The sequence below is a fragment of the Streptomyces sp. NPDC052052 genome, from assembly GCF_040680455.1.
Taxonomy (GTDB): Bacteria; Actinomycetota; Actinomycetes; order Streptomycetales; family Streptomycetaceae; genus Streptomyces.
The window spans coordinates 162,484-187,632 of the sequence record NZ_JBFAWU010000009.1 but is presented as its reverse complement, the minus strand read 5'-3'; the positions used below and the strand labels follow the sequence as shown (position 1 = coordinate 187,632).

At 70.9% G+C, this 25,149-nt stretch carries 19 protein-coding genes; 15 read left to right on the top strand and 4 right to left on the bottom strand.

Annotated elements, in window-relative coordinates; translation table 11 throughout:
• Positions 1-33: 33 nt before the first annotated feature.
• Complete coding sequence (locus AB0L71_RS13505; protein ID WP_365241952.1) at positions 34-1,485, bottom strand: PucR family transcriptional regulator; 1,452 nt, start codon at positions 1,483-1,485, stop codon at positions 34-36.
• A gap of 117 nt (positions 1,486-1,602) precedes the next feature.
• Here AB0L71_RS13505 and AB0L71_RS13500 point away from each other — a divergent pair, with 117 nt between their 5' ends.
• The 10 genes from AB0L71_RS13500 (at position 1,603) to AB0L71_RS13455 (ending at position 13,974) form a co-directional block, all read left to right on the top strand.
• A complete protein-coding gene (locus tag AB0L71_RS13500) occupies positions 1,603-3,144 on the top strand; it encodes a cytosine permease (protein ID WP_365241950.1) in 1,542 nt (513 codons plus the stop codon).
• Between the two features lie 41 nt (positions 3,145-3,185).
• On the top strand, positions 3,186-3,623 hold the full coding sequence (locus AB0L71_RS13495; protein ID WP_365241948.1) for a nuclear transport factor 2 family protein: 438 nt from the start codon (positions 3,186-3,188) through the stop codon (positions 3,621-3,623).
• A 48-nt stretch (positions 3,624-3,671) separates the two neighbouring features.
• Positions 3,672-5,111: a gamma-aminobutyraldehyde dehydrogenase gene (locus tag AB0L71_RS13490; protein WP_365241947.1), complete on the top strand. Its 1,440-nt coding sequence runs from the start codon at positions 3,672-3,674 to the stop codon at positions 5,109-5,111.
• A 161-nt stretch (positions 5,112-5,272) separates the two neighbouring features.
• Positions 5,273-5,686, top strand: coding sequence for a hypothetical protein (locus tag AB0L71_RS13485; RefSeq protein ID WP_365241945.1), 414 nt, complete (start codon positions 5,273-5,275; stop codon positions 5,684-5,686).
• Positions 5,687-5,781: 95 nt separating this feature from the next.
• On the top strand, positions 5,782-7,893 hold the full coding sequence (locus tag AB0L71_RS13480; protein WP_365241943.1) for a phage holin family protein: 2,112 nt from the start codon (positions 5,782-5,784) through the stop codon (positions 7,891-7,893).
• Between the two features lie 79 nt (positions 7,894-7,972).
• Positions 7,973-10,066, top strand: coding sequence for an NAD-dependent DNA ligase LigA (gene ligA, locus AB0L71_RS13475; protein WP_365241941.1), 2,094 nt, complete (start codon positions 7,973-7,975; stop codon positions 10,064-10,066).
• Between the two features lie 191 nt (positions 10,067-10,257).
• Positions 10,258-11,085, top strand: a complete 828-nt coding sequence (locus AB0L71_RS13470; protein WP_365241939.1) for a rod shape-determining protein MreC — start codon at positions 10,258-10,260, stop codon at positions 11,083-11,085.
• 213 nt (positions 11,086-11,298) lie between these two features.
• Entirely contained in the window at positions 11,299-11,604 is a 306-nt protein-coding gene (locus AB0L71_RS13465) for a 4a-hydroxytetrahydrobiopterin dehydratase (RefSeq protein WP_365241937.1), read from the top strand.
• Positions 11,605-11,815: 211 nt separating this feature from the next.
• Positions 11,816-12,793, top strand: a complete 978-nt coding sequence (locus AB0L71_RS13460) for a class I SAM-dependent methyltransferase (protein WP_365241935.1) — start codon at positions 11,816-11,818, stop codon at positions 12,791-12,793.
• A gap of 530 nt (positions 12,794-13,323) precedes the next feature.
• Positions 13,324-13,974, top strand: a complete 651-nt coding sequence (locus tag AB0L71_RS13455) for a hypothetical protein (RefSeq protein ID WP_365241934.1) — start codon at positions 13,324-13,326, stop codon at positions 13,972-13,974.
• Positions 13,975-14,535: 561 nt separating this feature from the next.
• Here the strand turns inward: AB0L71_RS13455 and AB0L71_RS13450 are convergent.
• Together AB0L71_RS13450 and AB0L71_RS13445 are read right to left on the bottom strand one after the other, a co-directional pair.
• Positions 14,536-15,372 carry an aldo/keto reductase gene (locus AB0L71_RS13450; RefSeq protein ID WP_365241932.1) on the bottom strand — a complete coding sequence of 279 codons (837 nt, stop codon included), beginning with the start codon at positions 15,370-15,372 and terminating at the stop codon, positions 14,536-14,538.
• Positions 15,373-15,513: 141 nt separating this feature from the next.
• Complete coding sequence (locus AB0L71_RS13445; RefSeq protein ID WP_365241930.1) at positions 15,514-17,313, bottom strand: long-chain fatty acid--CoA ligase; 1,800 nt, start codon at positions 17,311-17,313, stop codon at positions 15,514-15,516.
• 390 nt (positions 17,314-17,703) lie between these two features.
• On the opposite strand from AB0L71_RS13445, the gene AB0L71_RS13440 reads away from it, so the two are divergent.
• A complete protein-coding gene (locus tag AB0L71_RS13440) occupies positions 17,704-18,732 on the top strand; it encodes a bile acid:sodium symporter family protein (RefSeq protein ID WP_365241928.1) in 1,029 nt (342 codons plus the stop codon).
• 30 nt (positions 18,733-18,762) lie between these two features.
• Here AB0L71_RS13440 and fdhD read toward each other — a convergent pair whose 3' ends face one another.
• Positions 18,763-19,611 (bottom strand): formate dehydrogenase accessory sulfurtransferase FdhD, encoded by an 849-nt coding sequence (gene fdhD, locus AB0L71_RS13435; RefSeq protein ID WP_365241926.1) that lies wholly within the window; start codon positions 19,609-19,611, stop codon positions 18,763-18,765.
• Between the two features lie 328 nt (positions 19,612-19,939).
• On the opposite strand from fdhD, the gene AB0L71_RS13430 reads away from it, so the two are divergent.
• The 4 genes from AB0L71_RS13430 (at position 19,940) to AB0L71_RS13415 (ending at position 25,073) form a co-directional block, all read left to right on the top strand.
• Positions 19,940-20,890 (top strand): beta-ketoacyl-ACP synthase III, encoded by a 951-nt coding sequence (locus AB0L71_RS13430; protein ID WP_365241924.1) that lies wholly within the window; start codon positions 19,940-19,942, stop codon positions 20,888-20,890.
• 248 nt (positions 20,891-21,138) lie between these two features.
• The gene (locus AB0L71_RS13425; protein ID WP_365241922.1) at positions 21,139-22,320 is read left to right on the top strand and encodes an ROK family transcriptional regulator; all 1,182 of its coding nucleotides are present in this window, start codon (positions 21,139-21,141) and stop codon (positions 22,318-22,320) included.
• A 180-nt stretch (positions 22,321-22,500) separates the two neighbouring features.
• Positions 22,501-24,027 (top strand): sugar ABC transporter ATP-binding protein, encoded by a 1,527-nt coding sequence (locus tag AB0L71_RS13420; protein ID WP_365241920.1) that lies wholly within the window; start codon positions 22,501-22,503, stop codon positions 24,025-24,027.
• Positions 24,024-25,073: an ABC transporter permease gene (locus tag AB0L71_RS13415; RefSeq protein ID WP_365241918.1), complete on the top strand. Its 1,050-nt coding sequence runs from the start codon at positions 24,024-24,026 to the stop codon at positions 25,071-25,073. The genes AB0L71_RS13420 and AB0L71_RS13415 overlap by 4 nt, the downstream gene beginning before the upstream one ends.
• Positions 25,074-25,149: the final 76 nt, after the last annotated feature.

Sequence of the window (25,149 nt, the reverse complement as noted above, 5' to 3'; positions counted from 1 at the left end):
CGGGTGAGCCGGTCACGCCGGGGACGGTCACTCTCAGTCGGTGAGTCCGAGGGCACCGGCCGCCTGGATGGCCAGCCAGACCTCCGCCAGGGCGCCCGTCGACGCCATGTCACGCCCGGCCAGCGCGCCGAAGCGGCGCAGCCGGTACGCCAGGGTGTTGGGGTGGATGTGGAGCGCGGCCGCCGCCGTCTCCGTACGGCGGTCCCGCTCCATCCAGGTGCGCACCGAGACCAGCAGCTGTGAGTCGTGGGTCTCGTCGTAGCGCAGGACCTCGCCCAGCACATGCTCGACCAGCGCGCTCAGCACGGCCGGTTCGTCGGGCAGCCAGCGTCCCAGGGAGTCCTCGCCGTACCGGACCACGGAACGGCCCGACTCGACGGCCTTCGAGACCGCCCAGAGCGCCTCGCGCTGGGCCACCCGCAGGGCGGCACCCGGCTGGAAGGGGCGGCTCATCCCGGCCGCCACGTCCGGCAGTTCGCCGATCTCCGTGGCCAGCTCCGGGGCGCCCAGGACATAGCGGTCCGTACCCCAGGTGAGCAACAGATGCGGGTGGTCCTGGAGGCAGCGCAGCAGCGCCTCGTCCGTGGCCTGCCGCACCACGATCAGCACGGTGTCGCCCTCGATCGCATGGCGGGCCAGCCGGCGCCGGGCCGCCTCCGGATCGAGCACCTCCTGAAGGAGCTCGGCCAGTGTCTCGGCCCCCTCGCGGCGCAGTGTCTCGCGTTCGTTGCGCACCATCGCGACCCGCAGCGCCGCGACGGTGGCGATGTGCTGGACGACGGCGAGCCCGGCCGGCTGGGCCCCTTCCCGCTCGTACGCGACGAGGAACCCCGCCGGGCCGCCGGGCGCCGGCACGGGCAGCACGAAGCCGCCGGGCACGGTCGGCGGAGCCTCCGCGGAGGAGGGCAGCACTCCCGGCTCCGGCGCCGGCACTCCGGGCAGCAGGGGGCGTCCCTGGGGCGTGCACAGATACACGTCGTAACCGGAGAGACGTTCCAGACGGCGCAGCAGCGTCGGCGTGTCGAGGTCCTCGGCGACCAGCCAGCGCAACGAGCCGAAGACCTGGAGCTGGGCCCCGAGACGGTGCCTGGCGTCCTCCTGGACCGCGGCGGCCACCTCCTGGGAGACCGCGATGAACGGGACGGCGAGCGGGACCTCCAGCACCGGGAAGCCGCGCTCGTCGGCCGCCCGGAAGAACGCGTCGTGCAGCGGCGGCATGTGCAACTGCGCGGACAGGGCGAGCGCGGAGACACCGGCGTCGTCGAGCCGCTCCAGGTAGGCCCGCTGCGCGGCGGCGGTCCGCGGGACCGCCAGGCCGGTCGTCATGATCACCTCGGCGCCCAGCAGCCAGGGCGTCGGATCGGCGAGTTCGCTGGCGTGCGCCCAGGAAACGGAGCGTCCCAGACCGCTGCTGCCGGCCTTCACGGAGAGCTGCAGAGCGGGGAAGGAGAGGAGATCCTCGACGGTGAGTTTGTTGACAGCCACACACAACAGCGTAGTGCTCTGTGGTCTGCACAATTGTCGGCCACGGTTCCGGACCACAGACTGTGGGACCATCCCCCATGAACGGGAATGTCCCCATGAACAAGAGGTGAAGCGCCCGTGACTGCATCGATCACCGAAATCGAGACCAATGGTGTAGAGCGGATTCCCGACGCCGACCGCACCGCTCGTCCGATCGACCTGTTCCGCCTCGCCTTCGGCGGTGCCAACACCTTCGCGACCTGCGTGCTGGGCGCTTTCCCGATCCTGTTCGGGCTCTCCTTCTGGCAGGGGCTCGCGGCGACCGTGCTCGGCCTCGTCGCCGGTGCGCTGCTGCTCGCCCCGATGTCGCTGTTCGGCCCGACCAACGGCACCAACAACGCCGTCTCCTCCTCCGCTCACCTGGGTGTGCACGGCAGGATCGTCGGTTCGTTCCTCTCCCTGCTCACCGCGGTCGCGTTCTTCTCGATCTCGGTGTGGTCCTCGGGTGACGCACTCGTCGGCGGTGCCCACCGGCTCGTCGACCTCCCCGAGTCCGATGTCAGCTACGGCATCGCCTACGCGATCTTCGCCGGGCTCGTCCTGGTGGTCTGCGTCTACGGCTTCCGCTTCATGCTGATGGTGAACAAGATCGCGGTGGTCGCCGCCTCGGCCCTGTTCGTCCTCGGCATCTTCGCCTTCGCCGGAGACTTCGACGCCGGCTACGCGGGCGCCTTCGCCTCGACCGCCGACCCGCTGTTCTGGCCGTCGTTCATCGGCTCCGCGCTGATCGTGCTGTCCAACCCGGTCTCCTTCGGTGCCTTCCTCGGCGACTGGTCCCGCTACATCCCCGCCGAGACGCCCCGTCGCCGGGTGATGGGCGCCGCCTTCCTCGCCCAGATGGCCACCCTGCTGCCGTTCGTCTTCGGCCTGGCCACCGCCTCGATCATCGCCACCAAGGCCGCCCCGTACGTCGACCCGGACGCGCCCAACTACGTCGGCGGGCTGCTCGCCATCTCGCCCGGCTGGTACTTCCTGCCGCTCTGCCTGATCGCCCTGATCGGCGGCCTGTCCACCGGTACGACCGCGCTGTACGGCACCGGCCTCGACGTCTCCAGCGTCTTCACCCGCCTGAGCCGTGTGCAGTCGACGTTCCTCATCGGTGCCCTGTCGATCGCCTTCATCTTCATCGGCCGCTTCGCGCTCAACCTCACCCAGTCCATCTCCACCTTCGCGACGCTGATCATCACCTGCACCGCTCCGTGGATGGTCGTGATGACCCTCGGCTACGTCACCCGGCGCGGCTGGTACGACGCGGACGCCCTCCAGGTCTTCAACCGGCGCCAGACCGGTGGCCGCTACTGGTTCAGCCACGGCTGGAACTGGCGCGGGATCTGCACCTGGTTCGTGTCCGCCGGTGTGGCGCTGCTCTTCACCAACCTGCCCGGCCAGTTCGTCGGCCCGTTCGGCAACGTCGCGAACGGCGTGGACGTCTCCCTGCCGATCGGCCTCGCCCTCGCGGCCGTGCTCTACCTCGGCCTGCTCACGGTGTTCCCCGAGCCGCGCGGGGTGTACGGCCCTCAGGGCCCGCGTCTCGTCGGCTCGTCGGACCGGCCGGTTCCGCCGATCGTCGGCGGCCCGGACGAGGAGACCCTCGCCACGGAGCCGACCGCCGCGGTCTGAGCCCCGGACTGCCCCACCCCCACCAGCACCAGGAGCCGTACATGAGCACCACTCCCGCCCCGGACACCCAGGAGGCCCAGGAGACCCGTGAGGTCCAGGAGGTCCGGGCTGCCGCCGACGCACTGATCGCCGCCTTCGGCGAGGGGCGCCTCGACGACTACTTCGGCTCCTTCGCGCCGGACGCCACGTTCGTCTTCCACTCCACCCCGCAGCGGCTCGGCTCGACCGCCGAGTACCGCACCCTGTGGCAGCAGTGGGTGGCCGAGGACGACTTCCGCGTCGTGCGCTGCACCTCGACCGGACAGCTGATCCAGCACTACGGCAGTACGGCCGTCTTCAGCCACGACGTGGAGACCACGGTCGCCACGCGGGCCGGCGAGGAGACCGTCCACGAGCGGGAGACCATCGTCTTCGTCCGTGCCGCCGACGGGAGCTGGCCCGCGGTCCACGAGCACCTGTCCGCCCGTACGGCCGCCTGACCGCGCGTACCCCCGCACCGCCGCCCGACCCCGAGAAAGACCGGTTCCATGAGCACCATCTTCCGTAACTACATCGACGGCGCCTTCACGGACGCATCGGACGGCCGCACCCTCGATGTCGTGGACCCCTGCACCGGCGAGGTCTACGCGACCTCCCCGCTCTCCGGTGACGCGGACGTCGACGCGGCGATGGCCGCAGCCGCCGCCGCGTTCCCCGTCTGGCGGGACACCACCCCCTCCGTACGGCAGCGGACTCTGCTGAAGATCGCCGACGCGATGGAGGCGCGGGCCGAGGAACTGGTGGCCGCCGAGAGCCGTGACACCGGAAAGCCGCTCCACCTCACCCTCAGCGAGGAGGTGGCCCCGGCGATCGACCAGGTCCGCTTCTTCGCGGGCGCCGCGCGGATGCTCGAGGGCCGCTCGGCCGGGGAGTACATGGAGGGGATGACGTCGATCATCCGGCGCGAGCCGGTCGGTGTCTGCGCGCAGGTCGCGCCGTGGAACTACCCGCTGCTGATGGCCGTGTGGAAGTTCGCCCCGGCGCTCGCCGCGGGGAACGCCGTCGTGCTCAAGCCGTCCGACACCACCCCGGCCTCCACGGTGCTGATCGCCGAGATCATCGGCGGTGTGCTGGAGGAGCTGGGGCTTCCCCGCGGCATCTTCAACGTGATCTGCGGCGACCGGGAGACCGGCCGTGCGATGGTCGAGCACCCGACCCCGGCGATGGCCTCCATCACCGGCTCGGTCCGGGCCGGCATCCAGGTCGCCCAGAGCGCGGCCAAGGACGTCAAGCGGGTCCACCTGGAGCTCGGCGGCAAGGCCCCCGCGGTGATCTTCGAGGACGCGGACCTGGAGAAGGCGGTCGAGGACCTGATCGTCGGCGGCTTCTTCAATGCGGGTCAGGACTGCACGGCCGCCACCCGGGTCCTGGTCCACGAGTCCGTCCACGACGCGTTCGTCGCCGCCTTCGCCAAGGCCGCCGCCGAGACGAAGACGGGTCTGCCGGACGACGAGGACGTGCTGTACGGCCCGCTCAACAATGCCAACCAGCTGAAGCAGGTCAGCGGCTTCATCGACCGCCTCCCCGCCCACGCCGAGATCGTGGCGGGCGGCCACCGGGTCGGTGAGAAGGGCTACTTCTACGCCCCGACCGTCGTCTCCGGTCTGAAGCAGGACGACGAGATCGTCCAGAACGAGGTCTTCGGGCCGGTCATCACCGTCCAGAAGTTCACCGACGAGGCCCAGGCGGTCGAGTACGCCAACGGCGTCGAGTACGCCCTCGCCTCCTCGGTGTGGACCAAGGACCACGCACGGGCCATGCGGATGTCCCGGAGCCTCGACTTCGGCTGCGTGTGGATCAACACCCACATGGCACTGGTCGCCGAGATGCCGCACGGCGGGTTCAAGAAGTCCGGCTACGGCAAGGACCTCTCCGCGTACGGCTTCGAGGACTACACCCGCATCAAGCACGTCATGACCTCGCTCTGACCCCCTTCCGCGAGCGCCCTCGTCCGGTTCCGTCCCGGTTCGGGGGCGCACGCGCGTTCGCGTCCGTCCTCCGTGCTCCTCACGTCCCGACATGCGCCTTTTTGCGCGGGACCAGGAGGGGTAGGGTCGGCCCCCCTACACCGCGCACGGAGGGGCCGCCCATGGGGGACGCAACGGACGTACGGGTGGCGGCCATCGCCAGTCTCACACCACTCGAAGAGCTGGACAGCGACCCCTTCCTCGTGGACACCCGGAGCCAGCAGGAGATGTGTGCCCGCTGGGCCACCGACAAGGGGTACGTCGTCACCCGGCAGCTGCGTTTCTACGGACTGCGGCCCGACCACCACGCCCTGTGGACGGATGTCGACAGCGGCGCCGTCCAGCTCTTCGTCGCCGCCAACGACCGGGTGCTGGCACGGGCCCTCACCTCGGTGCCCGAGTTCGCCGCGGAGTGCGAGCGGCGCGGCGTGGGACTGGAGATCGCGGGACTGGACGAGCCGCGGTACGACGCCCGTACCAAGGCGAGCGTGCACCGCAGGCTCTCCATGCCGACCGCCGGATACGACGGCTGCTGACCGGCCCGCAGCCCCGGCTGCCCGTGTTCGGTCGCTCCCTGTGAAAAGCTGGGGTGGGCCCGGAACGGCGGGGCCCGGACGTGAGGTGGAGCGGCGTGGGTGACGGGCGATGGCGAACAGCCGGAAACGCCCTGATGCGAGTGGTGGTGGTGTGGGCGGTCTCGACGCTCACGATGCTGGTGCTCGCCGGGCTGCTGCCGGACTTCCAGCTCCAGTCGGACGACGGCGACAGCATCACCAAGATCGCCTTCACCGCGGCGTGGGGCGCCGGAGCATTCGGCCTGCTCTCCGCACTCGTCTGGCCGGTCCTGGTGCGGGCCCTGCTGATCGTGCCCGCCCTCGTCCTCGGGATGCTCGTCTTCTTCCTGAACGGCTCACTGCTGCTGGTCGCCCTGCGGCTCATACCGGACGGACGCGGCGCCGCCAATCCCGAGACCGCGGTCGTCGTCGCGGCCGCGATGTCGGCCGTGGCCTCCGCGACCTCCACCGCACTCGCCGTCCGTGACGACAACGCCTACCGGCGCCGGCTCTCACGGCTCGCCGACCGCCGCCGTCGGCGCAGCGGGGCGGGCAGCAGGCGCAGCGGACCCCCGGGCACCGTCTTCATCCAGCTCGACGGCGTCGGCCACGACGTGCTCGCACGGGCCGCCGCATCCGGCCTGATGCCGACCGTCGCGCACTGGCTCGCCGAGGAGAGCCACCGGCTCACCCCGTGGCGCACCGACTGGTCCAGCCAGACCGGCGCCAGTCAGCTCGGCATCCTGCACGGCAGCAACCACGACGTCCCCGCCTTCCGCTGGTACGAGAAGGAGACCGGCGAAGTCATGGTCTCCAGCCGCCCCGCGAGCGCCATCGAACTCCAGCGCCGCGCCATCGCACGCACCCACGACGGCGGCCTGCTCACCCTCGACGGCGCCAGCCGCGGCAACCTCTTCAGCGGCGGCGCCGACCAACTGGCGCTCGTGCTGTCCATGGCGGCCCGGCTCGGCAAGGGCCGCCGCTCCCGCGCCGGGTACTTCGCCTACTTCGCCGATCCGGCCAACGCCGTCCGCACCGCGCTCTCGTTCGCCGCCGAGGTCTGCCGTGAGATAGGCCAGTCGACCCGGGCACGGATACGCAAGGACACGCCCCGGATCAAGCGCGGCGGTCTCTACCCCTTCATCCGGGCCTTCGCGACCGTCGTCGAACGCGACGTCGTGGTCACCGCCGTGATCGGCGACATGTTCGCCGGACGCACCGCCGTCTACGCCGACCTGGTCGCGTACGACGAGGTGGCGCACCACTCCGGACCGAACAGCCGCGACGCGCAGAAGGTGCTCGCACGGCTGGACCGCTCGCTCGCCCTGATCGTCAAGAGCGCCGAACACACCCCGCGCAGGTACCGGATCGTGCTGCTCTCCGACCACGGACAGAGCCCGGGGGAGACCTTCGCCGGGGCCTACGGACTCACGCTCAAGGACCTGGTACGGGCGGGCTGCGGGCTCCCCGTACCCCGCCGGGCGCAGCGCACCCGCAGCGGCTCGGAGGCGCGCGACGCGGTGCGGATCGCCCTGCACCGCAGGCCGGCAGAGGAGGGCGAGGCGGAACACCGCGCCAAGCCGTCCGACCCGGTCGTCCTCGCCTCCGGCAACCTCGGGCTGATCTCCTTCCCCGACATCGAGGGGCGCGCCTCGCGAGAACAGCTGGACCGCAGCCGTCCCGCGCTGCTGGGCACCCTCGCCAACCACCCCGGCATCGGATTCCTGCTGGTCCGCAGCGAACGGCACGGATCGCTCGTGCTGGGCCGCGACGGCGCGGAGATCCCGCTGTCGGAACTGACGGACGGGGAGGGCCCGCTGGCCCCCTTCGGTCCGGGCGCGGCGGCCGCGGTGCGCCGCACCGACACGTTTCCGCACGTCGCCGACATCATGGTCAACTCGATGTACGACCGGTCCACGGGCGGTGTGCATGCCTTCGAGGAACAGATCGGCTCGCACGGCGGTCTGGGCGGCGAGCAGTCCCGGCCGTTCCTGCTGTGGCCGGCCGATCTGCCGGCTCCGGTGGGACAGGGTGAGGAACTGGTGGGGGCCGAGCAGGTGCACGCGGTGCTGCGGCGCTGGCTGCGGGAGAGCACGGGACCGCAGATCCCGTTGGCCGTGCCGACGAGCGCGGCAGGTGGCGCGGACGAGGCGGACGACACGGACGGGACGTTCCGGGCGGCGGGCTGAGCGCCGTCGGCCCGGGCAGGACGGCGGGCTGAGCGTCATCGGCCCGGGCAGGACGGCATTGTCAGTGGTGGGCGGCAGGATGGGGGCCATGACGAACTCAGCTGTTGTGCTCGCCGATACCGCCGCCTACGCCGCCGCGGTCGAGGAAGCGGCGCGGGCCGCCGCCGCGTACTACGCCGCGGGCGAGAGCACGCTCGACGACGATGCGTACGACCGCCTGGTGCGAGGCATCGCCGCCTATGAGCTCCAGCACCCGCAGGAGATCCTGGACGCGTCCCCCACCGGCAAGGTCGCGGGCGGCGCAGCGAGCGGGGACATACCGCACACGGCACCGATGCTGTCCCTGGACAACGTCTTCTCCGCCGAGCAGTTCGTCACCTGGACGGCGTCGCTGGAGCGCAGGCTCGGCCGGCCCGTCGCCGCGTGGAGCGTGGAGCCGAAGCTCGACGGCCTGGCCGTCGCCGCCCGCTACCGCGCGGGCCGGCTGGAACAGCTGATCACCCGGGGCGACGGCACCGCCGGCGAGGACGTCTCGCATGCGATCGGCACCGTTCTCGGCCTGCCCGAGCAGCTCGCCGAGCCGGTGACGATCGAGATGCGCGGCGAGATCCTCATGACCACCGAGCAGTTCGAGCAGGCCAACACCGTGCGCACCGAACACGGCGGCACCCCCTTCGCCAACCCGAGGAACGGTGCGGCGGGCACCCTCCGGGCCAAGGACCGGGCGTACACGGTGGAGATGACCTTCTTCGCCTACGGCGCGCTGCCGCTGCCCGACTCCGGAGCACTGACCGACACCCTCGCCGAGCTCCCGCACAGCAAGGTCCTGGAGTACGCCGCGGCGCTCGGCGTGCACACCGCGGCGGACACGGATGTGGCGCCGCGCACCGTCACCACCGTCGAGGAGGTCCAGGCCCGGGTCGAGGAAGTGGCCTCCCTGCGCGCGTCGTTGCCGTTCGGTATCGACGGCATCGTGATCAAGGCCGATCTCGCCGCCGACCAGCGCGAGGCCGGGTCGGGGACCAGGGCGCCGCGCTGGGCCATCGCCTACAAGCTCCCGGCCGTCGAGAAGGTCACCCGGCTCCTCGGCGTCGAGTGGAACGTGGGCAGGACCGGCATCATCGCACCGCGCGCCGTGCTGGAACCGGTCGAGATCGACGGCTCGACCGTCAGCTACGCCACCCTCCACAACCCTGCCGACATCACCCGCCGGGATCTGCGCCTGGGCGACCGCGTGATGGTCTACAAGGCGGGCGACATCATCCCCCGTATCGAGGCGCCCGTCGCCCATCTGCGTACGGGGGACGAGAAGCCCATCGTCTTCCCCGAGGCCTGCCCGCAGTGCGGCTCCGAGATCGACACCAGTGAACAGCGCTGGCGCTGCGTCCGGGGACGCGACTGCCGCCTCGTCGCCTCCATCTCTTACGCGGCGGGCCGCGATCAGCTCGACATCGAGGGCCTCGGCGCCACCCGGGTCGTCCAGCTCGTCGACGCCGGCCTGGTGGCCGACTTCGCCGACCTCTTCACCCTCGACCGCGCGCAGCTGCTCGGCCTGGAACGGATGGGGGAGACCAGCACCGACAACCTCCTGGCCGCCATCGAGACCGCCCGCACCCAGCCGCTCTCCCGGGTCTTCTGCGCCCTCGGAGTACGCGGCACCGGGCGCTCCATGTCCCGGCGGATCGCCCGGTACTTCGCGGACATGGACCGCATCAGGGCCGCCGACGCCGAAGAGCTCCAGCGGGTCGACGGCATCGGCAAGGAGAAGGCGGCGAGCGTCGTCGCGGAGCTGGCGGAGCTGGCCCCGCTGATCGAGAAGCTGGTGGCGGCCGGGGTCAACATGACGGAACCCGGTGCGACGCCTCCGCCGGAGCCGGGTGCCGAGGACACGCCCGCCGCGGACGGGGAGCGGACCGAGGGCCTGCCCCTGGACGGGATGACCGTCGTGGTCACCGGCGCGATGACCGGGGTGCTGGAGACACTGTCCCGGAACGAGATGAACGAGCTGATCGAACGAGCCGGTGGGAAGTCCTCGTCCAGTGTCTCCAAGCGCACCACACTCCTGGTCGCCGGCGAGAAGGCCGGATCGAAGCGGACCAAGGCCGAGGACCTCGGGGTCCGGATCGCCGCTCCCGACGAGTTCGCCGAACTGATCGCCGCCTACCTGCCGTAGCTCCCAGCCGCAGCAGAAAACAGGTGAGGGGCGGGGCGTCTCAGCGGTTTCTAGGGACCGCCGCCCTTCGATCCTGCCCGGGAGTGGCTTTCTTTGCCTCTCTATTGCATAGTGAGGGCTCGATCACGCCACGCTTTCAGCGGGGCGATGGGTGCGCCAACGGCCGCTTCGACAGGCCGGGGGGAGGAGCCATGCGGGTGTCGCACGCCGGTCCGCGACTCGGCCGGTCCGGCCTCCGGGAGTACCGGGGTGTCACCCGGGGCCTCGCCCTCGACCTCGGCAGCTCCCGGACCCGTGCCTGGATGCCCGGACTCGGCGTCCTGCCCGACACGGACACCTGCGACGCCGCCGACGCCAACGCCGGACCGGGGCCGGGCGGACCGGTCCGCCGGGGGCGGATCGTCGACCCGGTCACCTGCGGCCGGATGCTCGACCGTATCGCCGACCGGGCACTGGGCGCCGACCGCACCGGTGCCGTGGTCGTCCTCAGTCTCCCCGTCCTGGCGGGGGCCGGGCACCGCGCCGCGGCCCGCGAGCTGATCACCGCACTCGGGCCGACGACCGTCATCGCCCTGGACAGCGCGCGGGCCGCCGCCGCGTGCGCCGGCCCCCGGAACGGCGGCCCGCTGCTCGTCGTCGACATCGGCGCCGAGCTGACCGAGGTGACCCTCCTCGTCGACGGACAGGTCCGCGACGCCCGTCAGGCCGAGACCGGGCTGACCGATCTGGCCCCCCTGGAGCCACCCACCACCGTCGTACGCACCGTCGTGGACATGGTCGACGAGATGCGGAGGCAGGACCGGAACGGCGCCGTCCTGGGAGCCCTGCGCAGAGGCCCGTTGCTGGCCGGGGGCGGCGCCGCCCGCTCCGACATCACCCACCGGGTCGCGGCCGGGCTCTCGGTTCCGGTCCGTCTCCCCGACGACCCGGCGACCACAGTGGTACGCGGCGCCGGACTGGTACTCAGCTCCGTGCTCCACCACGCCGGTGCGGCAGGCACCGAGGACGGCCGACGGTAGCCCGGCCGGCGGGCGGGAACGTCCCGACGAAGGTCAGGCGGCGCACCGATTCCGGCGTACTCCGTGCCGGCTCCGGCCGACTGATACGGCGCTGCTCCCACCGGCTGTGCGGCGACACACCACCTCCGTGTCAGGCGCGACAGCCGCCGCATCCAGACCGTAACGTCACCGGCACCGCCGACCGGAACCGAACGCTCACGAGGGAGTCGCACCATGCCTGCCGCACCGTTGTCGCAGGAGGAGATCGAGGAGCGCCTGGGCGATCTGCCCGGGTGGTCGCTGGAGGGGAACCGGATCACCTGCACCTACCGGCTCCACACGCACTTCGCCGCCGTCGGACTGACCGTGCATGTCGCCCAGATCCAGGACGAGTTGAACCACCACTCCGATCTGACCCTCGGCTACAACACCGTCAGCCTGTCCGTGAACACTCATGACGCCGGTCATGTCGTCACCGAGCACGATCTGCGCCTGGCCACGCGGGTGGCGGCGATCGCCCCCGGGCACGGCGTGAGGTAACCGGATCCCGTTCATGGCTCCCTCCCCGCCGGGAGTCATGAACGCGGTACACCGGCCCGGCAGAGGGCAGAGGGCAGAGGGCAGAGGGCAGCGGGCCACCGGCTCGGCGGCGAACTGCCGATCCGCCGAACGCCCCGGCCCGACGCGCGGCGGGTTGCCGGAACGGCAACAACGCTTGTCGCCGCAACTGCTGTGTGGTGAGGCTGTCCCCATGAGCCAGCACAACGACCCCGGCCACCGGCACGAAGCAGCCGACAGCGATCAGCACGACACCTCCCCAGGTCATCACCACGGCACCGCTCACGCCCATCACCACGGCGGCGCTCCAGGCCATCACCACGACACCACCGCATTCGACTGGGACGTCATGGGCCCGCTGCTGGAGCGGGAAGCCGAGCTCAGCCGCCCGCAGTACGAGGAGGCGGCCCGTTGGGTCGCCGCCCTCCCCACGGCCCCGAGGGTGGGCAGGGTCCTCGACATCGGCAGTGGCCCCGGCGTGATCACCTGCCTGCTTGCCGAGGTGTTCCCCGAGGCGGAGGTCGTCGCCGTCGACGGCACTCCGGCACTCCTGGAACGCACCCGGGCCCGCGCGCAGCGGCTTGGTCTCGGAGACCGGGTCCGCACCCGGCAGGCCGAGATGCCCGACGGTCTCTCCGTGTTGGGGGAAGCGGATCTGATCTGGGTGGGCAACGCTCTGCATCACGTGGGTGACCAGCGCGCGGCCCTCGCCGGGCTTGGCGCACTGCTGGCTCCTGGTGGAACGCTCGCGCTGGTCGAGGGCGGGCTGCCGGCCCGTCAGCTCCCGCGCGACATCGGGATGGGACGACCGGGCCTGGAGGCCAGGCTCGACGCGATCACTGCGGACTGGTTCCAGGACATGCGGGCGTCCCTGCCCGGCACGAGGCGGGAGACCGAGGACTGGAACGCCCTGTTCACCGCGGTGGGTCTGGACCCGCAGGGCACCCGCAGCTTCCTGCTGGACCTTCCGGCGCCGCTCGACGGCCCGGCCCGTGACCACGTCATCGCCGAGTTCGCCCGCCGACGAGAGATGCTGGCCCCCTCTCTGTCGGCCGAGGACGTCGCCGTCCTGGACCGGCTGCTCGATCCCGAGGATCCGGCCGGCCTGCACCACCGCCCCGATCTCTTCCTGCTGACGGCCCGTACGGTGCACCTGGCCCGACGGGGCTGACCGCTGACCCGCACCGCGATCCCCGTGCACCGGGGCCCCTGATCCAGGGGCGCGGCCCGGTGGGCGCCGCCTTGCACCGGGCCGCGCGCCCCACCCCGGAGACAGCCCTCCGGATGCGAAGTCCGTCCGCCACCGCCGGATTCCCGGCGGTGGCGGACGGACTTCGTCGTCGCGCCTCATCGCCGGATTCCTGCAGGTCACGGCTGATGGGCCGATGGATGGCAGAGGGCCGGAGCAGTGGCCCGCAAGTCCGTTCCGCGACGTGTCAACGAAGACACGCTGCCGCGAGGAGTGAGCGGTGATGAGCAAGTCGCCTGGACAGGCTAAAGAGACAGTAATGAGCCTTTAAATAAGGGTGATTGACAGCTTGTCAGATTATCGGGAAATGGCATTCGGGTGTCGCGTGTACCTCGATCGGCGCCTAGGGTGCCGACCCTTCAATGTGTCCGATATGACAGCTTTGTGGGCCCTCAGTACGTTCAATCTCGGGTCGGCTGCTCGGCCGATCTGTCTGAGACAGGAGAAGTGACATGGTTACGCGTTCCACAGGCGTTACCGCCGCACTTGCGGCAGCCGCGGCTCTGGCCGCCACCGGCATCACGTACGCCTCGGCCGCCTCCACGGAGCCGGCCCAAGCTGCCCCGGTTGTCCAGCAGCAGGCAGCCGCCCCCGTTTCGGCTCTCACTGGCGACACCGGCAATGGTGAAGAGGGCAGGGGTAACGAGGGCAAGGGCAACGAGGGCAAGGGTGGCTACGAGAAGGGCAACAAGGGCAACAACAGGGAGCACAAGGAGCGCAAGCGGCACTACTTCAAGGGCCGCATCCAGATCAACGAGCGCACCTACACTGCCGACGGCCTCGGCTGCGTGACGGTGGTCAGCGGCCTCGGCTCCAAGACCCTCAACATCCGCAACGACAGCCGCAAGACCGTCGAGGTCTTCCGTGGCGCGACCTGCGACAACGGCGCCCCGCTCGCGGTTGTCGGGCCGTGGAGCTCCAGCGATGGCGTTCACCCGGGCCGTGTCAAGGGCGGCGTGAAGGTCCGCAACGGCGTGGTCGGCAGCTTCCGCGTGATCGAGCGTCACCACGGCGGCGGCTACGGCGGCGAGGAAGGTGGCTACGGTGGCGAGGACGAGGGCGGCTACGGTGGCGGCGACGAGGGCGGCTACGGAGACAAGTGACCGAACATCCTCACGATGGTCGGTGACCTGGCACCGCACACAAGGCTGGTGAACGACTCACCCGCCTGACGTAGAACCCCGGCCCGCCGGAATCGGGCCGGGGTTCCAGTCTGGGTACTTCTGCCTCGCCATAGTAGAGCGGTACGGCGGGGCGCTGCCAGCCCGGCTGGAACAGCCGCGCCGTACGCGGCCTCCGAGCCCTGGCGGGACCCGGCGACCGGGACGGCAGAACGTGGCGCCGGCGCGGCAGACGCCGCCCACGACCCGGCCGCCGGTAACCCGGCCAGGCTCTGGGCCGCGAACCCGTCGGCGCCACCGTCCGGGCGATCGAATGCCCACGGAACGGCTTGACCCATCCGGGTGCCGGGCTCCGGTTCCCCCTGCCGCCACTGGCCGGGGGAGCCGGAGCCACCCCTGCGGGACGAGCGCACCGAGTGTTGTGCGGTCGCCGGTCGTTTCCGAGGACGAACCCGCTGAGGAAACCGTCCGGGCAGGCCACGCCGTGCCCGTCCAGTACACGTCAGCGGTGGCCCGGCTCAGGCATCGAGCCGGCCGTACGGCTCAGGCGCCGACGTTGAACTCGCCCGGGTTCGGTCCCAGGCGCCTGCCCTCGTCGAGGGCGGCGAACGCGGCCAGGTCGTCGGTGTCCAGTTCGAAGCCGAACACATCGAGATTCTCCACGATCCGGGACGGCGTCACGGACTTCGGAATCACCACATTGCCGGTCTGGATGTGCCAGCGGAGCACCACCTGGGCCGGTGTGCGGCCGTGCTTCTGGGCGATGGCGACGATCGCCGGGACGTCCAGCAGGCCCCTGCCCTGGCCGAGCGGCGACCAGGCCTCGGTCGCGATGCCGTGCTGGGCGTGGAAGGCGCGCGATGCGGCCTGCTGGAGCTGGGGGTGGAGCTCGATCTGGTTGATCACCGGGACCACGGAGGTCTCGCCGAGCAGGCGCTCCAGGTGCTCGGGCAGGAAGTTCGAGACGCCGATGGCCCGCGCACGTCCATCGGAGTAGATCTTTTCCAAGGCCTTGTACGTGTCGACGTAGGCGTCCTTGGCCGGCACCGGCCAGTGGATCAGGTACAGATCGACATGGTCCAGGCCCAGCTTGTCGAGGGAGGCGTCGAAGGCGCGCAGGGTCGAGTCGTACCCCTGGTCAGAGTTCCACAGCTTCGTCGTGACGAAGAGTTCCTCGCGGGCGACACCGGAGTCGGCGATGGCCCGGCCGGTGCCTTCTTCGTTCTCGTAGATCGCGGCGGTGTCGATGCTCCGGTAGCCGGCCTCGATGGCTGTCGCGACGGCCTTCGTGGCCTCGGCGTCCGGCACCTGCCAGACACCGAAACCGAGCTGAGGCATCTCGATGCCGTTGTTGAGGGTGATCGTGGGGACCTTGTTCACGAGGGGGCGATCCTTGGGTCGTCGGTTGATGCCGACCTGCACAACGATCAAGCGGCACCCCTGCATTCCCCGACGCGCCGGTGGCCCACACGTGCCGGCCCCGTTCGCGGTGACGCCGTGCCGCCGGGGCGCGGCGTCGCCTCAGCGGTACAGCGCGTCGACCTCCGCCGCGTACGCCGCCTCGATCGCCTTGCGCTTCAGCTTCAGGGACGGTGTGAGCAGACCGTGCTCCTCGTCGAAGGGATGCGCCAGAATCCGGAACGTACGGATCGACTCGGCCTGCGACACCGCGGTGTTGGCGGCGACCACCGCACGTCGTACCTCCTTCTCCAGGCCGGGATCGCGCACCAGGTCCTCCGGTCGCATCGGTGGCAGGTTCTGCAGGGAGAGCCAGTGGTCCACCGCCTCCTGGTCGACCGTGATCAGCGCGGCGATGTAGGGCCGGTCGTTGCCGACCACGAGGCACTGCGCGATCAGCGGATGCGCCCGCACCCGCTCCTCCAGACCGGTCGGCGAGACACTCTTGCCGCCCGACGTCACCAGGATCTCCTTCTTCCGCCCGGTGATCGTCAGATAGCCGTCCTCGTCGAGCGCGCCCAGGTCCCCGGTGGCCAGCCAGCCGTCGTGCAGCACCGCGGCGGTGGCCTGCGGGTTGCCGAGATACCCCGAGAACACGTTCCCGCCGTGCACCCACACCTCGCCGTCCTCGGCGATGTGCACGGTCGTGCCGGGGATCGGCTGTCCGACCGTGCCGTACCGGGGCCGCTCGGGCGGATTGGCGGTGGCCGCCGCGGTCGACTCGGTCAGCCCGTACCCCTCGTACACCGTGATGCCGGCGCCCTCGAAGAACAGCCCGAGCCGCCGCTCCATCGCCGAACCGCCCGACATGGCGTGCCGCATACGGCCGCCCATCGCCTCGCGCACCTTCCGGTACACGACCTTGTTGTAGAGCTGGTGTTGCATCCGCAGCCCGGCGGACGGCCCGGGACCGGTGCCGAACGCCCGTGCCTCCATTGCCTCGGCGTACTTCACCGCGATGTCCACGGCCTTGTCGAACGGCCCGACCCGGCCCTCCCGTTCGGCCTTGCGCCGGGCCGTGTGGAAGACCTTCTCGAAGATGTACGGCACCGCCAGGACGAAGGTCGGCCGGAACGAGACCAGGTCCGGCATCAGGGCCTTCGCCGACAGATCCGGCTGATGGCCCAGTTTCACCCGGCCGCGGACTGCCGCCACCTCGACCATGCGGCCGAAGACGTGCGCCAGGGGGAGGAAGAGCAGGGTCGCGGCCTCGTCGCCCGGTCTGGAGCGGAAGACCGACTCCCACCGGGAGGCCATGGTGTCCGCCTCGAACATCAGGTTGGCGTGCGTGATCACACAGCCCTTGGGGCGGCCCGTCGTTCCCGAGGAGTAGATGACGGTCGCCACCGACTCGGGGGTCACCGCGCGTCGGTGGCGGTGCACCACCTCGCTCTCGACGTGGGTGCCCGCCTCGACGAGTTCGGTCACCGCGTCGGCGTCCAACTGCCAGAGCCGCTTGAGCTGCGGCAGCCGGTCGATCACCGAAGCGATCGTCATCGCATGGTCCTCGTGCTCGACCACGATGGCGGACACCTCGGCATCGTGCAGCATCCAGAGGACCTGCTCGGCCGAGGACGTCGGATAGACCGGCACGGACTGCGCGCCGACCGCCCACAGAGCGAAGTCGAAGAGTGTCCACTCGTAGCACGTGCGCGACATCAGAGCCACCCGGTCACCGAACCTGACGCCGTGCGCGATCAGTCCCCTGGCGAGTGCCAGCACCTCGTCGCGGAACCCGGCCGAGGTGACTTCCCGCCAGTGTCCGCTCGCGTCCTTGTGGCCGAGTGCGACCCGGTCCGGATCCTCTTCGGCATGGCTGAACACCACATCGGCCAGTCCGCCCACAAGGGGCGCGGATGCCATGGGCGGGACCGTGAACTCGCGCAATGACCTGCTCCTTGTGGTGCTCCGTACGGCGCCGTGACGCTACCCCACCGGACGGCGTGGCGGGAGGGCCTCGGCACGGTGGACAACGCGGCACAGGCACAGCTCTTCCACGGAAATCCGGCCAGACCGACCGGGTCCGGGCATGGCTGGAACCATGACGCAAGAGGCCTGCACCGGAATCTCCACCGGATCTGTACGGTGCCGTCACTCCCCGCGGAGGGACGCGCAGGTGTCGCGCGGCAGGTGGGAGCCGGTCCGGCCGCGGGGCGGGGCCGGGCGGGATCAGGCCCCGGCTGTCCCGGTTCGCGGTGTGGGGGAGCAGGATGGAGCAGGCACGACCGGAACCAGAGAGAACACGTGGAGCACATGAGCCGCCGCACCCCCAAGCTGCCGTCCTGGCTTCCGCTGGACCCGTACATCCTCGCGCTGATCGGCACGGTCGTGCTCGCTACGCTCCTGCCCGCGTCGGGCAGCGCGGCAGAGGTGGCGGGCGGCGCCTCGACGGGAGCCGTCGCCCTCCTCTTCTTTCTGTACGGGGCCCGCCTCTCCACCGACCAGGTGCTCGACGGCCTCACGCACTGGCGGCTGCACCTCACGGTCCTCGCCTGCACCTTCGTCGTGTTCCCGCTGCTCGGCCTGGCGGGGAAGGGACTGGTGCCGTATGTACTGACGCCCCAGCTCTACAGCGGTTTCCTCTTCCTCTGCCTCGTCCCCTCGACCATCCAGTCCTCGATCGCCTTCACCTCCATCGCCCGCGGCAACGTCCCCGCCGCCATCTGTGCGGGTTCCTTCTCCTCGATCGCCGGGATCTTCCTCACCCCGCTGCTCGCCGCCGCACTGCTGGGCAACGACGGGGGCGGGTTCTCGGCCGGCGCACTGCTGAGGATCGTGGTCCAGCTGCTGCTGCCGTTCGTCGCCGGGCAACTGCTGCGCCGCTGGGTCGGCGGCTTCATCACCCGGCACAGGAAGGTCCTCGGCTACGTCGACCGTGGCTCGATCCTGCTCGTGGTCTACACGGCGTTCAGCGAGGGCATGGTCGCGGGCATCTGGCACCAGGTCACCCCGGCCAGGCTCGGTGCGCTGCTCGGTGCCGAGGCGCTGCTGCTCGCCCTGATGCTGGCGCTGACCTGGTACGGGGCGAAGCGGCTCGGCTTCGGCCGGGAGGACCGGATCGCCATCCAGTTCGCCGGTTCGAAGAAGAGCCTGGCGTCCGGGCTGCCGATGGCCAGTGTGCTGTTCGGGGCGCAGGCATCCCTCGCCGTCCTGCCGCTCATGCTCTTCCACCAGATGCAGCTGATGGTGTGCGCGGTGATCGCCAGGCGCCGCTCGCGTGATCCGCTGGAGGAGAGCCGGGAGAACGGCGCGGTGTCACCGGAGCCCGCAGCGGTGGGCTGAGTGTCGCCCCGGCCGGAGGGGCGGGACGCCTCAGCCCCGGACGGCCGGGGCCTGAAGGGCGATGCGGTGTTCGCCCGCGTACACGTTCATGGAGGGCCCCCGGAGGAAACCGACCAGTGTCAGTCCGGTCTCGGCCGCCAGGTCGACGGCGAGGGACGACGGTGCCGAGACCGAGGCGAGCATCGGGATCCCGGCCATCACGGCCTTCTGGACCAGCTCGAACGAGGCTCGGCCCGACACCAGCAGAATCGCCCGGGACAGCGGCAGCCGGTGGTCGGTCACGGCCCGGCCGACCAGCTTGTCCACCGCGTTGTGCCGGCCGACGTCCTCCCGGACGTCGAGCAGCTCGCCCGCCTCGGAGAACAGCGCCGCCGCGTGCAGACCCCCGGTCCGGTCGAAGACCTGCTGCTGGGCGCGCAGCCGGTCGGGGAGAGCGGAGAGCAGCGCGGGCTCGACCCGCAGTGGGGGAGTGTCGGCGACCGGGTGCCGGGTCGTGGTGCGCACCGCGTCGAGCCCGGCCTTGCCGCAGATCCCGCAGGAGGACGTGGTGTACACATTGCGCTCGAGTGTGATGTCGGGAACCACCACACCGGGCGAGAGCCTCACATCCACCACGTTGTACGTGTTGACGCCGTCCGCCGTGGCCCCGGCGCAGTACACGATGGACTGCACATCGGAGCCGTCGCCGATCACGCCCTCGCTCACCAGGAAGCCCGCCGCCAGCGCGAAGTCGTCGCCCGGCGTGCGCATCGTGATGGCGAGCGGCTTGCCGTTCAGCCGGATCTCCAGGGGTTCCTCGGCGACGAGGGTGTCGGGACGCGTGGAGACGGCCCCGTCCCGGATACGGATGGTGCGGCGGCGCTCGGTGACCCGTCCCATAGCGGTTGAACCCGATTCTGTACGTGGTGGAAGCCGGACCGGCCCTTGATACGGCGGTGACCGGTGCCGCAGCAGGCAACGGCGGCACTCGACGGTCTCATTGTCCGGTACGCGAGGTGTCCGGTACCCGAGGGGCGACGTCGCAGCCGATGCCGCGGTACGCGTACCGGCGCCGGTGGGGGACGGCACGCATGGCGCCGCTGCGCGGGGTTGCGGCCGAGCCTCCAATGTCCGGAGGCGATTCCTGTGGGATCCCGTGTCCCCGTACCGGGTGGTAGCGACCAAGACTGGGTCGTTCCTGCCCATATGTAGTGAGGGGAACCTGGACATGACCGGTTCACGAGTCGTGGCTCTCGGCCACTATCAGCCCGCCAAGGAGCTCACCAACGACGATCTGGCGGCCATGGTGGACACCAGCGACGCGTGGATCACCAGCCGTGTCGGCATCAGGACCCGTCGCATCGGAGGCCCTGACGAGCCGGTGGACGAGCTGGCCGCCCAGGCGGGGGCCAAGGCGCTTGCGGCGGCGGGGCTGCAGCCCGCCGACGTCGACCTGGTGCTCGTCGCCACATCCACCGCGATCGACCGTTCGCCCAGCATGTCGGCGCGGGTCGCCGCCCGGCTGGGCATGGGGTCGCCCGCGGTGATGGACATCAATGTCGTCTGTTCCGGTTTCACGCATGCCCTCGCCACTGCCGACCATGCGGTCAGGGCGGGTGCGGCGGCGCGCGTCCTCGTCATCGGCGCCGACAAGATGGGGGACGTGGCGGACTGGACCGACCGCAGCACCTGTGTCCTGGTCGGTGACGGGGCGGGTGCGGCGGTCGTCGTCGCGGACCCGGGCGGCGGTGACCAGCCCGGAATCGGCCCGGTGCTGTGGGGTTCGGTGCCCGGGATGGGAAACGCGGTACGGATCGAGGGGACGCCCCCGCGCTTCGCGCAGGAGGGGCAGTCGGTGTACCGATGGGCCACGACACAGTTGCCGCCCATCGCGCGCAAGGTGTGCGAGAAGGCCGGGATCGGCCCCGAGGACCTGGCCGCGGTGGTGCTGCACCAGGCCAATCTGAGGATCATCGAACCGGTCGCCAGGAAGATCGGCGCGGTCAACGCCGTCGTCGCCCGGGATGTCGTGGACTCCGGCAACACCTCCGCGGCGTCCATCCCCATGGCTCTGTCCAAGCTCGTGGAACGCGGCGAGGTCCACAGCGGAGAGCCGGCGCTGCTCTTCGGCTTCGGAGGCAATCTCTCGTACGCGGGTCAGGTGATCCGCTGCCCCTGAGCGGCGGCGCGATCGGGGCCGCGGCCCGCCCGGGGCGCGTCCGTCCCTGGACCGGCGCCGAGGTCCTGGGTTCGGAATGTGGCGGTCAGTCCATGTTTTGGTGGCCCAGCCGGACGGCTTTGTCCTCGGCGTGGAGAAAGTCGTAGCGGAATCCTGTGCAACTTCTTCCCAGCCCCGGCATCCGCTGCTACGTTCCCCTCGAAAGCCCGACGGACAGGCCGATGTGGCGGGAGGGGCGCGTGAGACGCATGACGGCACGACCCGCGAACGCACATCAGGCGCGACTGCTCCGGCTGTTGCGCGACGGCGGGCCGCACTCACGGGCGCAGCTGGGGGACGAGGTCGATCTCTCCCGCTCCAAGCTCGCCGTCGAGGTCGACAGGCTGCTGGAGACCGGACTCGTGGTGGCCGACGGACTTGCCGCATCCCGCGGAGGACGTCGCTCGCACAACATCAGGCTCGCCCCGCAACTGCGCTTCCTCGGCGTCGACATCGGGGCCACATCCGTCGATGTGGCCGTCACCAACCCCGAGTTGGAGGTTCTGGGACACCTCAACCACCCCATGGACGTACGCGAAGGGCCCGTCGCCGTCTTCGAGCAGGTGCTGTCCATGGCGGCCGAACTCCGGGCCTCCGGAATCGCCGAGGGCCTGGATGGCGCCGGCATCGGCGTACCGGGACCGGTCCGCTTCCCCGAAGGGGTACCGGTCGCACCGCCGATCATGCCCGGCTGGGACGGCTTCCCGGTCCGCGAGGCGCTCAGCCAGGAACTGGGTTGCCCCGTGATGGTCGACAACGATGTGAACCTGATGGCGATGGGGGAGCAGCACGCGGGCGTCGCCCGCTCCGTGGGCGACTTCCTCTGCGTCAAGATCGGTACGGGTATCGGCTGCGGCATCGTCGTCGGCGGTGAGGTCCACCGGGGGACGACGGGCAGCGCCGGGGATATCGGCCACATCCAGGTCGCACCCGAAGGGCGCCCCTGCGCCTGCGGCAACCGGGGCTGTCTGGAAGCCCACTTCAGCGGTGCCGCGCTCGCCCGCGACGCCGAGGACGCGGCGCGGGACGGCCGGTCGGCGGAGCTCGCGGCCCGGCTGGCGGCGGCCGGAAAGCTCACCGCGGTCGACGTGGCCGCCGCGGCGGCCGCCGGGGACGCCACCTCGCTCGACCTGATCCGCGAAGGCGGCAACCGCGTCGGCCAGGTCATCGCGGGACTCGTCAGCTTCTTCAACCCCGGACTGGTGGTGATCGGCGGCGGGGTGACCGGCCTCGGCCACACCCTCCTCGCCAGCGTCCGGACCCAGGTCTACCGGCAGTCGCTGCCGCTGGCCACCGGAAACCTTCCCATCGTGCTGGGCGAGTTGGGGCCGGCCGCCGGAATCATCGGCGCCGCACGGCTCATCAGCGACCACCTGTTCTCACCGGTCTGATCCGCGGGCCGGCCGCGCACGGCACACACCCCACCCACGAGACCCGGCATCCCCCGGCATCCGGGACTGCCGAGAACACCCGCACCAGCGCACCTGGCACAACCCTGTCCGCTCACCGGCCTTCCCCAGGCTCCCGGCTGCGCCGGAGCAGGGGAGACCCCATGTGCCGAGGGGATCGTGATGGCACCAGAACCAGCCCTGCTCACCATGTCCGGGATCACCAAATCGTTCCCCGGAGTCCGCGCCCTCGCCGGGGTGGACCTGGAGGTCCGGGCCGGCGAAGTCCACTGTCTCCTCGGACAGAACGGCGCCGGCAAGTCCACCCTCATCAAGGTGCTCGCCGGGGCCCACCAGCCCGACGGCGGCGAGATCACCTGGCGCGGCGAACCGGTCGCCCTCAGGTCGCCGATCGCCGCGATGCGCCTGGGCATCGCCACCATCTACCAGGAACTCGACCTGGTCGAGGGCCTGTCGGTCGCCGAGAACGTCTTCCTCGGCCATGAACCCACCACCGCCCGGTTCGTCGTCCGCACCCAGGAGGGCCGCAGGGCGGCGGCCGCACTGCTGAAACGCCTCGGCCACCCGGAGATCGACCCGGCCCGTCCGGTCGGTGAACTGTCCGCCGCCCAGCAGCAGATCGTCTCCATGGCGCGAGCCCTCTCGCACGACGTACGGCTCATCGTGATGGATGAACCGTCCGCCGCACTCGACCCCGACGAGGTCGACAACCTCTTCCGTATCGTCGCCGCACTCACCGCCGACGGGGTCGCCGTCGTCTATATATCGCACCGCCTGGAGGAGATCCGCCGGATGGGCGACCGGGTGACCGTGCTCAAGGACGGCCGCGCCGTGGCCGTGGGACTGCCCGCCAAGTCCACACCGACACGCGACATCGTCGCCCTGATGACCGGTCGCGACGTCGAGTACGTCTTCCCGCCGCGCGCCACGGACGGCACGGCAACGGCGGCGGCGGAGCCGGTGCTGAAGGTCGAAGGGCTGACCAGAAAGGGCGAATTCGCGCCGGTGGACCTGGAGTTGCGGCCCGGCGAGATCGTCGGCCTGGCCGGGCTCGTCGGTTCGGGACGCTCCGAGATCCTGGAGACCGTCTACGGTGCCCGCAAGCCGCACGCCGGGCGGGTCACCGTGGCCGGCCGACGACTGAGGCCCGGCAGCGTCCGAGCCGCCGTCGCCGCGGGCATCGGCCTGGCCCCCGAGGAACGCAAGGCGCAGGCCCTGCTGATGCTCGAATCGGTCACCCGCAACGTCTCGGTCTCCTCGATGGCCCGCTTCTCCCGGGCCGGCTGGATGAACCACGGGGCCGAACGCCGGGCGGCCCGCGCCGCGACCCGCGAGCTCTCCCTGCGCCCCGACAACCCGGACACGCCCGTCCGCACCCTCTCCGGCGGCAACCAGCAGAAGGCGGTCCTGGCCCGCTGGCTGCTGCGCGGCTGCCGGGTCCTGCTGCTCGACGAACCCACCCGCGGTGTCGACGTCGGCGCCCGCGCCGAGCTCTACGCCGTGATCCGCCGGCTGGCCGACGAAGGCCTCGCCGTCCTGCTCGTCTCCAGCGAGGTGCCCGAGGTCCTCGGCCTCGCCGACCGGGTGCTGGTGCTCCGGGAGGGCCGCGTCGTGCATGCGGCGGACGCCCGGGACCTCGACGAGCACCGCGTACTCGACCTCGTGATGGAAGGGAGCCCGACGCCATGACCCAGCCCGTCTCCCCGGCGCAGCACGGCGGGCCGGAGAAGGGATCCGTCCCCGCCCCGGCCGCCGAACCCCGGAGCAAGGACGGACCGGCGCGCACCTTCGGTCCGCGCGCGGACGTCCGTACCCTTTCGCTCCTCGGCGTCCTCGCCGTACTGATCGCCGTCGGCGGAATCACCGAGCCCGACGCCTTCCTGGACACCGGGAACCTCCAGCTGATCCTGACCCAGTCGTCCGTCATCGGCGTCGTCACCGTCGGGATGACCTTCGTCATCACCAGTGGCGGCATCGACCTGTCGGTCGGGGCGATGGTGGCGCTGGCCTCGGTCTGGGCGACCACGCTCGCCACCCAGGAGTACGGCTTCGCCGGGATCCTGTTCACCGCCGTGCTCGTCGGACTCGGCGCCGGGCTGGTCAACGGCGTGCTCATCGCATACGGCGGGATGGTGCCGTTCATCGCGACGCTGGCCATGCTCGCCTCGGCCCGCGGTCTCGCCCTCCAGATCACCGACGGCAGGACCCAGATCGTGACCGTCCGATCGGTCCTCGACCTGGGACTGCCCGGCTCCTACGTCCTGGGTGTCCCGCCCCTGGTCATGATGTTCGCCGCGGTGACCGTCATCGGCTGGCTGGTGCTGAACCGCACGACCTTCGGTCGGCGTACGGTCGCGGTCGGCGGCAACGCGGAGGCGGCCAGGCTGGCCGGTATCGACGTACGGCGACAGCGGCTCTATCTCTATCTGCTCTCCGGGCTGTGCTGCGGCATCGCCGCCTTCATGCTGATCATCCTGTCCGGTTCGGGACAGAACACCAACGGCAATCTCTACGAGCTCGACGCCATCGCGGCCGCGATCATCGGCGGAACCCTGCTCAGCGGCGGACGCGGCACCATCGTCGGCTCCGTGCTCGGCGTCCTCGTCTTCACCACCATCACCAACATCTTCGCGCTCAACAATCTGCAGAGCGATGTCCAGCAGATCGCCAAGGGCGCGATCATCGTCGCCGCCGTCCTCGTCCAGCGCCGCACCTCGGCGCACGGGGAGACCTGAGCCCGGCGCAGCCGCGGCAACTCCGGCCCACCCACCGCCCCGTACCCCAGCGCGACACCTCACGCACCGGATGAAG